14 protein-coding genes and 1 pseudogene are annotated in these 14,747 nt (G+C 62.7%); 4 read left to right on the top strand and 11 right to left on the bottom strand.

All coding sequences use genetic code 11. The features are described 5' to 3' along the window. Positions 1-167: 167 nt before the first annotated feature. Both ACAX43_RS23810 and ACAX43_RS23805 read right to left on the bottom strand, forming a co-directional pair. On the bottom strand, positions 168-818 hold the full coding sequence (locus ACAX43_RS23810; protein WP_370710858.1) for a lytic transglycosylase domain-containing protein: 651 nt from the start codon (positions 816-818) through the stop codon (positions 168-170). Positions 819-1,025: 207 nt separating this feature from the next. Next, positions 1,026-1,172, bottom strand: a pseudogene (locus ACAX43_RS23805) (HTH domain-containing protein); the annotation flags it as partial. 122 nt (positions 1,173-1,294) lie between these two features. Between ACAX43_RS23805 and ACAX43_RS23800 the strand changes: the two are divergent. Together ACAX43_RS23800 and ACAX43_RS23795 are read left to right on the top strand one after the other, a co-directional pair. Next, positions 1,295-1,942, top strand: coding sequence for a glutathione S-transferase family protein (locus tag ACAX43_RS23800; RefSeq protein WP_370710857.1), 648 nt, complete (start codon positions 1,295-1,297; stop codon positions 1,940-1,942). A 202-nt stretch (positions 1,943-2,144) separates the two neighbouring features. Beyond that, positions 2,145-2,405: a DUF6723 family protein gene (locus ACAX43_RS23795; RefSeq protein ID WP_370710856.1), complete on the top strand. Its 261-nt coding sequence runs from the start codon at positions 2,145-2,147 to the stop codon at positions 2,403-2,405. Positions 2,406-2,639: 234 nt separating this feature from the next. Here ACAX43_RS23795 and glmS read toward each other — a convergent pair whose 3' ends face one another. The 5 genes from glmS to ACAX43_RS23770 all read right to left on the bottom strand — a co-directional run bounded on the left by glmS (position 2,640) and on the right by ACAX43_RS23770 (position 8,318). Then, positions 2,640-4,457, bottom strand: a complete 1,818-nt coding sequence (gene glmS, locus ACAX43_RS23790; RefSeq protein ID WP_370710855.1) for a glutamine--fructose-6-phosphate transaminase (isomerizing) — start codon at positions 4,455-4,457, stop codon at positions 2,640-2,642. Positions 4,458-4,516: 59 nt separating this feature from the next. Beyond that, positions 4,517-5,878, bottom strand: a complete 1,362-nt coding sequence (gene glmU, locus ACAX43_RS23785) for a bifunctional UDP-N-acetylglucosamine diphosphorylase/glucosamine-1-phosphate N-acetyltransferase GlmU (RefSeq protein WP_370710854.1) — start codon at positions 5,876-5,878, stop codon at positions 4,517-4,519. Positions 5,879-6,010: 132 nt separating this feature from the next. After that, positions 6,011-7,009: a tRNA 2-thiocytidine(32) synthetase TtcA gene (gene ttcA / locus ACAX43_RS23780; RefSeq protein WP_370710853.1), complete on the bottom strand. Its 999-nt coding sequence runs from the start codon at positions 7,007-7,009 to the stop codon at positions 6,011-6,013. Positions 7,010-7,012: 3 nt separating this feature from the next. Continuing rightward, complete coding sequence (locus ACAX43_RS23775) at positions 7,013-7,408, bottom strand: dihydroneopterin aldolase (RefSeq protein ID WP_063497570.1); 396 nt, start codon at positions 7,406-7,408, stop codon at positions 7,013-7,015. Between the two features lie 94 nt (positions 7,409-7,502). Next, positions 7,503-8,318 (bottom strand): SDR family oxidoreductase, encoded by an 816-nt coding sequence (locus ACAX43_RS23770; protein WP_370710852.1) that lies wholly within the window; start codon positions 8,316-8,318, stop codon positions 7,503-7,505. A gap of 13 nt (positions 8,319-8,331) precedes the next feature. Between ACAX43_RS23770 and ACAX43_RS23765 the strand changes: the two genes are divergently transcribed. Then, positions 8,332-9,522, top strand: a complete 1,191-nt coding sequence (locus ACAX43_RS23765; protein WP_370710851.1) for a class I SAM-dependent methyltransferase — start codon at positions 8,332-8,334, stop codon at positions 9,520-9,522. Between the two features lie 22 nt (positions 9,523-9,544). Next, positions 9,545-9,739 carry a DUF2905 domain-containing protein gene (locus tag ACAX43_RS23760; RefSeq protein WP_370710850.1) on the top strand — a complete coding sequence of 65 codons (195 nt, stop codon included), beginning with the start codon at positions 9,545-9,547 and terminating at the stop codon, positions 9,737-9,739. A gap of 69 nt (positions 9,740-9,808) precedes the next feature. On the opposite strand, the gene ACAX43_RS23755 is transcribed toward ACAX43_RS23760, so the two are convergent. From ACAX43_RS23755 to ACAX43_RS23740, 4 genes are all read right to left on the bottom strand, one after another. Next, positions 9,809-11,041 carry a multifunctional CCA addition/repair protein gene (locus ACAX43_RS23755; protein WP_370710849.1) on the bottom strand — a complete coding sequence of 411 codons (1,233 nt, stop codon included), beginning with the start codon at positions 11,039-11,041 and terminating at the stop codon, positions 9,809-9,811. After that, positions 11,038-11,691, bottom strand: coding sequence for a glutathione S-transferase family protein (locus tag ACAX43_RS23750; RefSeq protein ID WP_370710848.1), 654 nt, complete (start codon positions 11,689-11,691; stop codon positions 11,038-11,040). Before ACAX43_RS23750 ends, ACAX43_RS23755 begins: the two co-directional genes overlap by 4 nt. 29 nt (positions 11,692-11,720) lie before the next feature. Then, positions 11,721-12,674: a complex I NDUFA9 subunit family protein gene (locus tag ACAX43_RS23745; RefSeq protein WP_370710847.1), complete on the bottom strand. Its 954-nt coding sequence runs from the start codon at positions 12,672-12,674 to the stop codon at positions 11,721-11,723. A gap of 83 nt (positions 12,675-12,757) precedes the next feature. Further along, the gene (locus ACAX43_RS23740; protein WP_370710846.1) at positions 12,758-14,725 is read right to left on the bottom strand and encodes a transglycosylase SLT domain-containing protein; all 1,968 of its coding nucleotides are present in this window, start codon (positions 14,723-14,725) and stop codon (positions 12,758-12,760) included. Between the last annotated feature and the right edge of the window lie 22 nt (positions 14,726-14,747).

Raw genomic sequence — 14,747 nt, 5'->3', positions numbered from 1 at the left:
GGCGCGCGGCGTGAGCTCGAATGGGAATGCATTGTAGAGCGGTTGCCCACGTGCGCGTAAAAAGCGCGCAGCGCACGCCCAATACCGCCTCACACGACGTGATGACTCAATCCCGCAGCTTTAGTACGGGAGGAATACAAAGAGGAAAAATAAGCGAGCGCTGTCGCTCAGCGCGACGGTGCAGGCGATGTGCTTTGCAGCGCCGCTGCGCCGTTCACACCGGAGGCATTGAAGACCGGTATCGAAAAAGCATCGGCCCAGTTGCCCGGAGCCGCGCAACGGTCGGGAGAATGAGCGTCGCACGCGCCGGCTTGTGCGTCCGTATGCTGGGCGGCGTCTTGCGGCCTGGCGACGTCGGCGAAATCCTCCACGCGCAAGCTCACCTTCTTCGCGTAAGCCTGCGATCCGCCGTAACTCTTGAGCGCCGCGCTCATGTCGCCGTTGGCCGAGCGCATGTAGCCGTACAGGATCGCCGAGCCCACTTCGATGTTGGTAGTCGGCTCAGTGAGGTCCTTGACGTTCCTCAGCAGCCCGCGATGAGCGCCCGGCACAACCTGCATCAGCCCGGTCGCGCCGTTGGCGCCCTTGGCCTTTTCCTTGAAGCGGGATTCGATCGAGATGATCGCCAGCAGCAGTGCCGGCGGCAGTGAATATTTGGAAGCGGCGGATTGCACCGCGTCGGAAATCTTTTGAGCCTTCTCCTTGGCAAGACCGAACTTCTGCGTCAGATACGCGGACATGCGGTCATTGCTTTCACCGGCCGTTGCGGTTTGCATCAGGCCGAGCGAAAGCACGATCAGGCAAAGTAACCGGCTCATAACGGAGGATGGGGGAAGGAAAGGATTCGCGCATTATAGCTCTGCCCCCAAAAGAGGCATCAAACGGCAGAAATTCTTCTTAGGAAAGCCACCATCGCGGCTTTGTCAGCGGCTTCAATCCGCGTAGTGGCGATGTAACGCGGCCGCAACTTCTGCCATGCGCGCGCAACTCCGGTGGCGCGAGTACGTCCTCTGATAGCGAATCTGCAATGGGTGGCCTGCGGCGCTCAAGGCGTCGATGTCGCGATAGATGGTGCGCAACGCGACCGCGCATTCGTCGGCGAGCGACTGCGCGGTGACCCGACCGCGCGCTTGCAGCGTCATCAGTATGGAAAGAAGGCGACTGGCTCTCATGCCGACCAGTGTAGTCATACCTGACACGAACTGACAGGTAGGGGGGCCTAGTATGGCTACATCCGGCGAGAGATGGACGCTGGTTTCCCAACAAACGCTCATTGACGAAGAAGGCCTCTGCCATGACTACAGACCGTACGATCACGCTGTTCCACTCACCGCAATGCCGTTCGGTCAGTGCACTCACGCTGCTCGAAGAGCTTGGCGCACCGTATCAACTGAAGGTGCTGAATATGAAGGCCGGCGAGCAGCGCAAGGCACCGTATCTCGCGGTCAATCCGCTGGGCAAGGTGCCGGCGATTCTTCACGGCGACGCGCTCGTCACCGAGCAGGTTGCGATCTTCATCTATCTGGCGGACCTGTTTCCCGAAGCCGGTCTCGCGCCGGCGCTCGACGATCCGTCGCGCGGGCCGTATCTGCGATGGCTGGTGTACTACGCGGCGTGCTACGAGCCGGCGCTCGTCGACAAGGCGATGAAGCGCGAACCGGCGCCGCCCTCCACCTCGCCTTACGGCGACTTCGAATCGATGCTCGGCACAGTGACGAGCCAATTGCAGGCATCGCCGTATTTGCTGGGGGACAAGATGTCGGCTGCGGATATCTTGTGGGGCATCGCGTTGCATTGGGGAATGATGTTCAAGCTAGTGCCCGAAACGCCGGTCGTACTCGAATATGCCAAGCGCATTTGCTCGCGGCCGAGCTTTGTGAAGGTCAGCGAGCGAGATGTGGCGCTGGCGGCCGAGCATGCGGCTGCAGTCAACGACGCTTGACGGTGCTGGCTGGCGGCCGGGCATACGGCGTCATCAACGACGCCGGACGACGCGGCAGCCGGCCGGCTGACCGGGCAACCGGTTGAAGGCGCCGGGATTTGAGACAATGAAGGCCGCCGGTGAATGTCTTCCCGGGACAACCGGGTGTAGCCTTGGCCATTCGAGCAAGTGCCGGCCCATTGGACAAGCGATGTTTTCAGGTATGAGCAAAACGGGTTTTATTCCCAGCGTCCCCGCGACGTCGGAGGACGATTTTGAAGTTTCGGCGACGTCGAAACTGGCCGGCTACCGCCGTTTCTTCGGCGTGTTGAAAGTGGTTCGCACCACCGATGGGCGTGTGCTGTTCCCGTTCGAGGGCGCGCCGGAACTCGGACCTTACGCGACCAAGCTGGAAGCCGTCGCGGCGGCACAGGTTTATGGCGAGCACATTGTGACGAGCGACTTGGCGCGTCCGGAGCTCTAGGCTCGGAGCGTGACTGGTTTGGCGCAGAGGGACGGTGCGCGGGCCGAAGCATCGGCAGATGCTGAAGGCTGCGGCGGGAATTCCGCCCGACGAGTTGAAAGTCGCGGACAGGGTGAGTGCGGCGTTTATTTCGGCGGCTGCGGCGGAGCTGGTGAGGGAATGAGGTGCAAAAAAACGGCCGCCCGCAGGCGACCATTTTTTCAACGTGACGCTAGTGATATCCGCGTATCAACCTCATTCCACCGTAACCGACTTCGCCAGATTCCGCGGCTTATCCACGTCCGTGCCACGCGCACAGGCCGTGTGATAAGCCAGCAACTGCAGCGGCACCACGTGCAAAATCGGCGACAACAAACCATAGTGCTCCGGCATCCGGATCACATGCAGACCGTCGTCATTAACGATCTTCGTATCCGCGTCCGCGAAAACATAAAGCTGACCGCCCCGCGCACGCACTTCCTGAATATTCGACTTCAGCTTTTCCAGCAGCGCGTCATTCGGCGCCACCGTCACCACCGGCATGGCTTCAGTCACGAGCGCCAACGGCCCGTGCTTCAACTCCCCCGCCGGATAAGCTTCCGCGTGAATATAGGAAATCTCCTTGAGCTTCAGCGCGCCCTCGAGCGCGATCGGGTAATGCAAGCCTCGCCCGAGGAACAACGCGTGTTCCTTGCGCGAAAACTCTTCCGACCACGCGATGATCTGCGGCTCCAGCGCCAGCACGCTATTCAACGCCGCCGGCAAGTGACGCAGCAGTTTCAGATATTCGGCTTCCTGCTCCTTGCTCACCTGCCCACGCAGCTTCCCGAGCGTCATGGCCAGCACGAACAGCGCAACCAGTTGCGTCGTGAACGCCTTTGTCGAGGCCACACCGATCTCGCGCCCCGCATGCGTCAGGAACGACAATTCCGTCTGACGCACCATCGCGCTCGTGCCGACGTTGCATATCGCCAGCGTATGTTTATGCCCCAGCGACTGCGCATGCTTGAGCGCCGCCAGCGTATCGGCCGTTTCGCCCGACTGCGAGATCACCACCACCAGCGACTTCGGATTGGGCACCGAGTCCCGGTAGCGATACTCGCTGGCAATCTCGACCTGGGTCGGGATCTTCGCGACCGACTCGAGCCAGTACTTCGCGGTCAGCCCCGAGTAGTAGCTCGTGCCGCACGCCAGAATCAGCAGGTTGTCGATCTCCGCGAACACCTTGTCGGCACCCTCGCCAAATAGCGACGCGTCGAACGAATCGGCCTGCGGGATCGTGTCGGTAATCGCACGCGGTTGCTCGAAAATTTCCTTCTGCATGAAGTGACGATACGGGCCCAGTTCGACCGCGCCGCCATACGCCGCGACCTGGCGCACTTCGCGCTGCGCTTCGTTGCCGTCACGATCGGCGATCCGCACGCCCTCGAGCGACAGTTCACAAACGTCGCCTTCTTCGAGGAAGATGAAGCGCTCGGTGCTGCCGGCAAGCGCCAGCGCATCCGAAGCAAGGAAGTTCTCGCCGTTGCCGAGGCCCACCACCAAGGGCGAACCTTGCCGCGCGCCGACCACCGTATGCGGTTGATCCTTATGCAGCACCGCGATCGCGTACGCGCCGTGCAATTGCGCGACGGCTTCACGCACCGCAGCGAACAGATCGCCGCGGTACAGGCTGTGAACCAGGTGCGCGATAACCTCTGTGTCGGTCTGCGAGACAAACGCGTAACCCTTGCCCCGCAACATTTCGCGCAGTGTCTCGTAGTTTTCGATGATGCCGTTGTGTACCAACGCGAGCGCATCTTTCGAGAAGATCGGGTGCGCATTGTCGGTCACCGGCGCGCCGTGCGTCGCCCAGCGCGTATGCGCAATACCCGTGATGCCGTCAAGGTGGCCCTCACGCACCTGCTCGTCGAGATCCGCGACGCGCGCCACACTGCGAGCACGGCGCGGGCCTTCCTTACCGAGTACCGCGACGCCGCACGAATCGTAGCCGCGATACTCGAGGCGACGCAGTCCTTCGATCAGGATGGGAACGATATTACGTTGCGCAACCGCGCCGACAATGCCACACATGGTTTATTCCTTTTCAGTGCTGGGTTTCAAGGAGCGCGCTCGTGCGCGAGTCACGCCCATCAGCTCTTTTTCCTGGTCGGGCGTGCATAGCCCGTCTTGCTTGTCTGAGTTTTGTCGTTCAGGACCAGCATGTCTTCTTCGACGTCCCTCCAGACCGTTGTGCCTGCCGCGATCGTCACGCCGCGCTTCACGCGTACCGGGGCGACAAGTTGCGTGTCCGAACCGACAAACACGTCGTCTTCGATAATCGTGCGGAATTTGTTCGCGCCGTCGTAGTTGCAGGTGATGGTACCCGCGCCGATATTCACGCGCGCCCCGATATCGGCGTCGCCGATATAACTGAGGTGGTTCGCCTTCGAGCCTTGACCGAGTACCGCGTTCTTCACCTCGACGAAGTTGCCGACGTGCGACTCGTCCTGCAACGACGCGCCCGGACGCAAGCGCGCATAAGGCCCCAGCACGACATTCGCGCCGACTTCGGCGCCCTCGATATGCGTGAATGCATCGACGCGCGTACCGGCGCCGATCGTCGCATTGCGGATGACACAGTTCGGCCCGACGGTCACGTTGTCGGCCAGCGTGACGCGCCCTTCGAACACGCAGTTCACGTCGATCGAGACATCGCGCCCGCATTCGAGCGTGCCGCGGACGTCAAGGCGCGCCGGATCGGCAAGCGTCACGCCGGCAACCAGCAGCGTCCCGGCGACATTGTGCTGATGAATCCGTTCGAGTTCGGCAAGCTGCTGCTTGCTATTCACGCCGAGCGTTTCCCACTCTTCGTCCGGCTGAGTGGTGACGACTTCGAGCCCAGCTTCGATCGCCATCTCGACCGCGTCGGTCAGGTAAAACTCGCCTTGCGCGTTGTCGTTCTTCAACGCCGCGAGCCAGCCGCCGAGGCGCTCGGTCGGGGCGACGATGATGCCGGTGTTGATTTCGGCGATCTTGAGCTGCTCGGCGGTCGCGTCTTTCTGTTCGACGATGCGCGACACCTTGCCATGCTGATCGCGCACGATGCGGCCATAGCCGCTGGGATCGTCGAGCGTGACGGTGAGAACACCATAGCCGCCCTGCCCTGCGCGATCGGTCAGCGCCTGCAGTGTGCTGGCACGCGTGAGCGGCACATCGCCGTAAAGCACGAGCGTGGGCGCGGACGGATCGAGCAGCGGCAGCGCCTGCTGCACCGCGTGGCCTGTGCCGAGTTGTTGTTCCTGCGCGGCGAACTGGACGTCCGGCGCGGCTACCGCTTGACGCACGGCTTCGGCGCCATGCCCGACCACGACGACGAGACGCGTGGGCTTGAGCGCGCGGGCTGTGTCGATGACATGAGCGAGAAGCGGCCGGCCAGCCAGGGGATGGAGCACCTTGGGAAGCGCGGAACGCATGCGCTTACCGGTGCCTGCCGCCAAAATCACGATGTTCATGGCGTCGGCAAATGGACAGTTTAGAGCCGACGATTCTATCATGCAGCCTATGACGGCCAAGGCCGCTTATTCGGCCTCAGAGCGAGCAGAAATGCGCGGAAACGCACGTTTCCCGCGCATTTTTCGCACCCCTCACAGTTCGCCGAACTGGACGATCGAGACCGGTTTCAATGCACCGGGCAACGCGCCCTCGCCGGTATCGGTCGAACACGGCTCTTCGTCGAAGGCGATATCGCCTTGCGGATCGGCCTCGCCCGTTGCACGCAGACCGGCAAACGGAAACAGCTTGTGATCCATCAGATGTGACGGCACGACGTTCGTCAACGCATTGAACATGTTCTCGACGCGGCCCGGGAAACGCTTCTCCCAGTCGCGGATCAGCGCCTTCATTTCGGCACGCTTCAGGTTCGGCTGACTGCCGCACAGATTGCACGGAATGATCGGGAATTCGCGCAGCTCCGCGTACTTCTCCAGATCGGTTTCCTTCACGTAGGCGAGCGGGCGAATCACGATGTTCTTGCCGTCGTCCGATTGCAGCTTGGGCGGCATGCCCTTCAGCTTGCCGCCGTAGAACAGGTTCAGCAGCAGCGTCTGCAGGATGTCGTCGCGATGATGGCCGAGCGCGATCTTGGTCGCGCCAAGCTCGCCCGCCACGCGATACAGAATGCCGCGACGCAGCCGCGAGCACAGCGAGCAGGTGGTCTTGCCTTCGGGCACCAGCCGCTTGACGATGCTGTACGTATCCTGGTTTTCGATGTGAAACGGAATGTCGAGCTGTTTCAGGTACTCGGGCAGCACATGCTCCGGAAAGCCCGGCTGCTTCTGGTCGAGATTCACGGCGACGATCTGGAAGTTGATCGGCGCGCGTTCGCGCAGCCGCATCAGGATTTCGAGCATCGCGTAGCTATCTTTGCCGCCCGACAGGCACACCATCACCTTGTCGCCGTCCTCGATCATGCTGAAGTCGCCGATCGCCTGGCCGACCTGCCGCGCAAGCCGCTTGAACAGCTTGTTGTTCTCGTAGGCTTCTTTCTGCTCGCGACGCGTGAGCGGCGTTTTGCCCACCGAGGCATGCGCGGCCTGCGCAGTCTCACGGGCCGCGGTGTCGTTCAGGATTTCCTGAGCATTCATGGCTCAATCCTCTTTGATACGAAAGACTTCGACGCCCACCGCGTCGCAGTCAGGATAAACGTCCGGCTTTTCGGTCGACACGCACACGGCGCGTACCTGCGGATGATCGAGGAGTGCCTTGACGAGGTCGTCGCAGAGGGTTTCCTGCAAGTGGATATGACCTTGTTCGACGCGGCGCGCGATAGTCGAGCGCATGAAGTCGTAGTCGACGACCTCGTTCAATTTGTCCTGAACCGGCGTGGACAGCGCGAGCGGCACGAACAGTTCGACGTTGATCACGACGCGCTGTTCGCCGCGCTTTTCGAAGTCGTGCACACCGATGTTGATGTGCACTTCGTAATTGCGCAGAAAGAGCCGGCGGCAATCGGCGAGCCGGGGATGCGAAAGAGCGGCAAACATGTTCGTTCCAGTCGAAAAAAGCGTGCGAGGCACGCAAGGGGACGCTTCACGGCGTGGGCGGCCGCCGGTTTGACCCGGCAAACAAGCACGCGCTTCAGGCGCCCGTCAAAAACATTACGTCGCGCGGCAGCGGCACGAGGTGCTGGCCGCCGTCGACCACCAGCGTCGTTCCAGTGACGCCCGCTGCATCGGCGAGATACAGCGCGGCGGCGACAATATCCTCCGGCCGCGACGCGCGGCCCAAAGGCGTGGCACGGTGAGCTTCTTCAAAACCTGCCGGCGTTTGATCGGCGGATTGCATCGTCAAACCCGGCGCGAGCCCGACCACACGCACTTTCGGCGCCAACGCCTGCGCCAGTGCAACCGTCGCTGTCTGCAACGCCGCCTTCGAGAGCGTGTACGACAGGTAATCCGGATTCATGTTGTACAGCTTCTGGTCGAGCACGTTGATGACGACGCCGCGCTGGCTTTCATCGGCGCGCGCGGCCTCCGGCGTCGCCTCGAACAGCATACGCGCCAGCACGAGCGGCGCGCCGAGATTCATCGCGGTCAGCTTCAGCAGCAGGTCGTAACCGACGTCGTACGCCGTGTCTTCCTCGAAGCAAGACGCGTTGTTGACGATACACGTCGGACGCCCTAGCGCGGAGGTACAGGCAGGCATGAGCCGCTCGACCTGAGCCTCGTCGCCCAATTCCGCGTGCAAGGCAACCGCCCGGCGGCCCAAGGCGACAATTTCCGCGACCAGTTCGTCGGCTTCCGCCTTCGACGCCCCGTAATGGACCGCCACGTCCCAGCCACGCGCGGCAAAGCCGAGCGCGAGCGCCCGCCCAATGCGACGGGCGGCGCCGGTAATCAGCACGATGCGCGGCGTTTCAGGCGCGCGGGCGGCGGTGTCCAAAGGGGCGGTCATTTACAATGCGGGGATGAATCCGAAAGCTCACCAACCCGATAGTTTACCTGCTCCCGGCCCGAGCGCGCTTGCGCAGTCCGAAGCGTTGGTCGCGACGATCCGTGAGGAACTCGAAAGCGCCGGCGGCTGGCTGCCGTTCGACCGCTACATGGAACGCGCGCTGTACGCGCCGGGGCTCGGCTACTACAGCGGCGGCGCCCGCAAATTCGGCCTGCGCGGCGACGACGGCAGCGACTTCGTGACGGCGCCCGAAATGTCGCCGCTGTTCGCGAGGACGCTGGCGCGCCCGCTTGCCGAAGCATTGCAGGCGAGCGGCACGCGCGACGTGATGGAATTCGGCGCCGGCACGGGCAAACTGGCCGCCGGTTTGCTATCCGCGCTGGAGGCGCTCGGCATCGAATTCGATAGTTACTCGATCGTGGATTTGTCAGGTGAATTGCGCGCGCGCCAACGCGAGACGATCGAAGCCGCGGCGCCTACGCTGGCCGCGAAAGTGCGCTGGCTGGACGCGTTGCCGGAGCGTTTCGAAGGCGTAGTGATCGGCAACGAGGTGCTGGACGCGATGCCCGTGCGGCTCTTCGCGTTTTCCGGCGGCGCCTGGCATGAACGCGGCGTGGTGTGGCGCAATGAGACCTTCGCGTTCGACGACCGTCCGGTGGCAGCCGCAGTGGACATTGCGTTTCTGGCGGAGATCGAAACTGCCGCCGACGACTACGTGACCGAGACGCACGACGCCGCACGGGCGTTCACCCGGACGATTTGCACGATGCTCACGCGTGGCGCGGCGATCTTTATCGATTATGGTTTTCCGCGTCACGAGTACTACCATGAGCAGCGTGCGCAGGGCACGCTGATGTGTCATTACCGGCACCGTGCGCATGGCGATCCGTTCGTTTATCCGGGCTTGCAGGACATTACCGCGCACGTGGAATTTACCGGCATCGCCCAAGCCGGAGTCGAGGCTGGCGCGGACTTACTGGGGTTCACTTCGCAAGCGCGGTTCTTGTTGAATGCGGGGATTACCGAGGCGTTATCGGCGCTCGATCCTTCGGACACGATGAAGTTCTTGCCGGCGGCGAATGCGGTGCAGAAGTTGTTGTCCGAGGCGGAGATGGGCGAACTGTTCAAGGTGATCGCGTTTTCGCGCGGGCTGGATGACACGCTGCACGCGTTTTCCAGTGGCGACCGGTCGCATACGCTGTGATTTCTTGCCTTAGGGATTTGCAATGATCCGCTGGCTGTTGACTACGTTTGTTGCGGTGGCGGTGTTGTCGGCCTGCTGGCCGTGGCTCCGGAAGATCGGGATCGGGCGGATGCCCGGCGATGTGACTTTGCGGCTCTTTGGGCGCGAGTATCCGTTTCCGTTCATGTCGACGCTTGTACTGTCGATGGTGTTGTCGCTTATTGCCAGGGCTTTGTAGGTTGGTCGGCCGTGGGCGGCGGCACGGCATCGGCTGCCCGTTTGCCGCGCCGCCCCAGGCAAAGGAGCATTAGCCGATCGCCATCTCAACGGCCCGCACTCTTTCCTGATGCACGGCGTCCTTGATTCCGGCAGGCGCGTCGGCAAGCCGCCTGGCCACCGCGCCGGCATCCACGCCTCGCGCGGCGACAAGCGCAAGCCGTAATCGCTCCGCTTGGGGATACGCCTGCATCTCGAACCCACGCCGCCCGCGAGCATCAGCCTCACAAGCTTGCAAGGCTTCGGCAAACCGCGCAGGTTTCCGAATCGCATCACTGCGCTCCAGCAGCCTGACAAGCGCGGCAGCACCCATCTCCATCACGCGATGAATGTTGCCATGCTCCCGCGCGACCAGCGTCGCGAGATCGCGGCAATCGTTCGGCACACGGATCCGCTCGCACAGGGGCTTCAGCAAGTCCACGCTGCGCCCCTCATGGCCGATGTGCCGCGGCAAAATATCTTCCGGCGTGGTCGCTTTGCCCAGGTCATGCGTCAAAGCCGCAAACCGAACCGGCAACGCATACCCTTGCTGCGCCGCATGGTCGATCACCATCATCACATGCACGCCCGTATCCACCTCGGGGTGATAGTCGGCCCGCTGCGGCACGCCGAACAACGCGTCGATCTCCGGCAGAATCCGCGCCAACGCGCCACAATCCCGCAGCACCTCAAACATGCGTGACGGCTTCTTCTCCATCAATCCGCGCGACACTTCCTGCCACACGCGCTCGGCCACCAGCGCATCCACCTCACCGTCGGCCACCATCTTGCGCATCAGCGCCATCGTCTCCGCTGCGACCGTGAAATCGACAAACCGCGCCGCGAACCGTGCAATCCGCAAAACCCGCACGGGGTCTTCAAGAAACGCACCGCTGACGTGACGAAAGAGCCGCGCCTGCAAATCGCCCTGCCCGTTGAAGGGGTCAATCACCGGGCCGGTCAGTTCGCCGTCGGGGCGCACCTCGCGCGCCATCGCATTGATCGTCAGGTCGCGGCGCGCCAGGTCCTCTTCGAGCGTGACGTCTGGTGCGTAAAAGAACTGGAAGCCGTGATAGCCCGCCGCCGTCTTGCGCTCGGTGCGCGCGAGCGCGTATTCCTCATGCGTCTGCGGATGCAGGAACACCGGAAAATCCTTGCCCACCGGACGGTAGCCCTGCGCCACCATCTGCTCGGGCGTCGCGCCGACCACCACATAGTCGCGATCCTGCACGGGTACGCCCAGCAACTCGTCGCGAATCGCTCCGCCTACCGCGTAGATATTCATGGGCATGCGTCTTGATAGGGAATCGCGTGCGTTTCCCCAAGCGCGTCGTCGATCCACGCCTTCACCGCAGGCAGCGCCGTCATACGTCGAACGTAACCCGCCGCGGCTTCGGACAATGCCGGCTGCCACGTGTTGAAGCGCATCACCACCGGGGCGTACATCGCATCGGCGATGCTGAACTCGCCGAACAGGAAAGGGCCGCCATACGTGTCGAGACAGTTGCGCCAGATCGCCTCGATACGCGCGATATCGGCCAGCGCACCGGGCGTGGCATTCTTGCCCGGAAACGACGCGCGAATGTTCATCCACATGTTCGAGCGCAAGTCGCCGAAGCCCGAATGCATTTCGGCGCTCACGCTGCGCGCGTGGCGACGCGCCGCCGGGTCGCGCGGCCACAGCGCATGCTGCGGGAAGCGCTCAGCCAGCGCCTCGGCGATCGCCAGCGAATCCCAGGTGGCCGCCTCGTCTTCGCCGATCAAACACGGTACTTTGCCCGGACCCGTCGGCGCGTAAGCCAGAATCGCGGACTTCGTGCCGGATTCATTCAGATGAATCAGCACTTCCTCGAACGGAATGCCGAAATGTTTGAACAGCAGCCACGGACGCATCGACCATGACGAATAGTTCTTGTCACCGATAAGCAGCTTCATGCTTCGTATTGGAGGAGAGAGAAAAAGGTTCAACGCCCCGCACTGGCGCGAAACGTGTCGAAGCGCGAACGCGTCGACACGCCGGTCAGATACACGGGCGCGATCGTTTCGATGCTAGCCGGCTCGATGCCGAGCTCAGGCGCAAGCGGTCCACTCAACACGTTGTCGACTTTCATCGAATCGAGATTGTCGCGCGAGATCACCGGTTCGCCCGGCGCCATTTCGAACGTCAGCGCCTGCAGGCGGGCCAACGCCTCCGGCAGACGAATGATCCGCGCATGCCGGCCAAGCACGTCGCCGCAATATTTGACGAGGTCTTCGAGCGTATAGACGGTCGGGCCGCCCAGTTCGTAGGTATGACCACTCGCGGCATCGAGATCGAGCACGTTGCAGATCGCTTTCGCCACATCGCCGACATACACGGGCTGGAACTTCGCATCCGGCATGGCGAGCGGAATGGCCGGGAACACCCGCTGCAGGAAGGCAAATTTGTTGAGGAACTGGTCTTCGGGACCGAACACCACCGACGGCCGGAAGATCGTCCACGCCAGATTCGCCGCGTGCACGGCCTTTTCGCCGTCGCCCTTGGAGCGCGAATACATGCTGGGGCCGTTCGAGGCGGCGCCGAGCGCGCTGATATGAATCAGCCGATGCACGCTCTTGCCTTCGCAAGCCGCAACGATTTTGGTCGGCAATTCGACATGAGTTCGCGCGAACTCGGTGCCATACGGCGTGCCGCGCTTGCCGTGCAGTGTGGCAACGAGGTTGATCACGCAATCGGCGCCTTCGACGAAGCGCGCGAGTTGCACCGGATCGAACACGTCGGCTTCGATCACGTCGATGGGCAACAGGGTGAGATGGCGCGCGTTGTAGCGCCGCCGGGTGGCAATGCGCACGTCCTTGCCCATTTCAACGAGGGCGTTGACGAGATGGCTGCCGATAAAACCGGAACCGCCGATGACCGCTATGGCTTGATGTCGCATTTTTCGACTCCCTGGTGGAAGCCGCGGCAACGGCTGGCGTGGCGCACCGCCGCATCAGAAGTGACGCGGCGGCGGCACGGCGCTTACGGTGCGATATAACCCAGACGCGCCTTCAGCGATTGCGGACGGCCTTCGAACAATGCCGCGTAGTAGACCGTGTTGGACAGCACATTCTTTACGTAGTCGCGCGTTTCCTGGAACGGAATCGCCTCGGCGAAGATCGCGCCTTCTACCGGATGTTGCAACTGCTGCCGCCAGTTGCGCGGACGGCCGGGACCGGCGTTATAACCGGCGGTGGCCAGCACGGCAGACCCGTCGAACTGATTGTAGATCATCGACAGATAGTTCGTGCCGAGCAGGATGTTGGTGTTGATGTCGTTCATCTGCTCGCGCGAAATCGGACCGAGACCGATCTTCTTCGCGACCAGTTGAGCGGTGCCCGGCATCAACTGCATCAAACCGCTCGCACCGACTTCCGAGCGCGCGTTCATGATGAAACGCGACTCCTGGCGAATCAGGCCGTAGGCCCATTCGACGTCGAGCCCATTCGACTGCGCATCGCGCTCGACGATATCCTTGAACGGCGACAGATAGCGCAGCGAGAAATCGTGTTCGCTCTTCGTGCGGTCCGCGGTGTTGACGGTGCGGTCATACAGCTGGATACGGCGAGCGTATTCGGCAGCGGCCAGCAGTTGCCGGTCGCTCATGTTGCGCAGCGGCCAGTTCCATTCACGATTGCCTTCGAGCCGCAGATTCAGCGCATAGAACCGCTGCGCGAGCTCGAAGCCCGGCGTGTTGGCGGCTTGCTGGACTTCGGCGTCGGTCACCGTGGTTTTCGGCGGCACGGTGATCTTCTGGCCAAGTTCTTCCGCGGCCAACTGGCCGTAGAAGTTGAAGCCCTGCGAGATCGACTCGAATTCCTGGTTGGCGGTGGTCGTCTCGCCGGCTTGCTTGAGCGCGCGGGCATGCCAATACACCCACGACGGCTGATTGCGCAGCGCCGCCGGCATCTGTTCGATCGACCAGCGCACCATCGTCCAGTCGCCTGCCAGCAGCGCGGAGCGGGTGCGCCATTCGTACGCCGGGTTCGACAACGGCGCATTGACCGACAGACGGTACCAGTCGACCGCGCCCGGCATCTGCTTCGTGGCGGCTTGATAGGCAATCGTGCCCCAGCCGATCGCACGCTCCGGCGAGCTTAATGACGGCGCCACGGATGCGAACGTGGCCGCGGCCATGGCCGGGTCGTTGCGCGCCATGCGTGTGATTGCGAGCAGCGCGAGTTGGTGCGATTGCGTATCCGGGCCGACGCCCCGCGCCAGCAACAACGGCGGCGTACTCGTGGCCTGATTGAACAACACCGGATCGGGCGGCTGGTTGCCGAGCGCGTCGACGAGCCTGCTGCCGGTGTTCGTGTAGTTCTGCTCGTACGCGAGACGGATCTGTTGCCACACGTCGTCGGAACTGAATTGCTGGTTGATTGCCAGCGAGGTGATCAGATCGACGCAGCCGTCGCCGTACCATTTCGGGTCGACCAGCAGCGCGCGCGCCGCGTCGGCAACGTTCTCGCCACGTGAGGCGCGCGATTCGAGCGCATAGCACTTCACCTGCGTATCGTCGTTCAGCACGAAGCGCGCGTATTGCTGATCGAAGTTGCGCCAGTCGTGACGCGCGCCGAGCACCGTGAGGTAGTCGTTGCGCATGCGGTCAGCAATGGCCTGGCCCTCGTACTTCTGCAGGAACGCCAGCACCGGCGCATCTGGCGCGTCGACACGCGCATGGCCGCTGGAATCGAACAACTGCGGCTTGAGCTGGAAGTACTCCAGATACGAAGGCGCCGGATAATTCGGGATCATGCTCGCCAGTTGCGCTGCCCGCGCCGCGTCATTATTGCGGGCGGCTTCGCGAAGCTGGACGAAGATCTGGTCGTCGTTCGTGAGTTGCGAAAGGGGAATGGGCTTGACGGCAGAGGCGGTGCTGCATGCGACGAGCGCCGCTGCGGCAAGCGCCAGACCGACCGCGCGATATACTCGATAGAGGCGTTTTGACATCGTTGTTTCTGGAGCGCGAATT

The sequence above is a fragment of the Paraburkholderia sp. IW21 genome, from assembly GCF_041321145.1.
GTDB lineage: Bacteria > Pseudomonadota > Gammaproteobacteria > Burkholderiales > Burkholderiaceae > Paraburkholderia.
The sequence above is the reverse complement of the archived record's forward strand: the minus strand, read 5'-3'. Positions and strand labels throughout refer to the sequence as shown.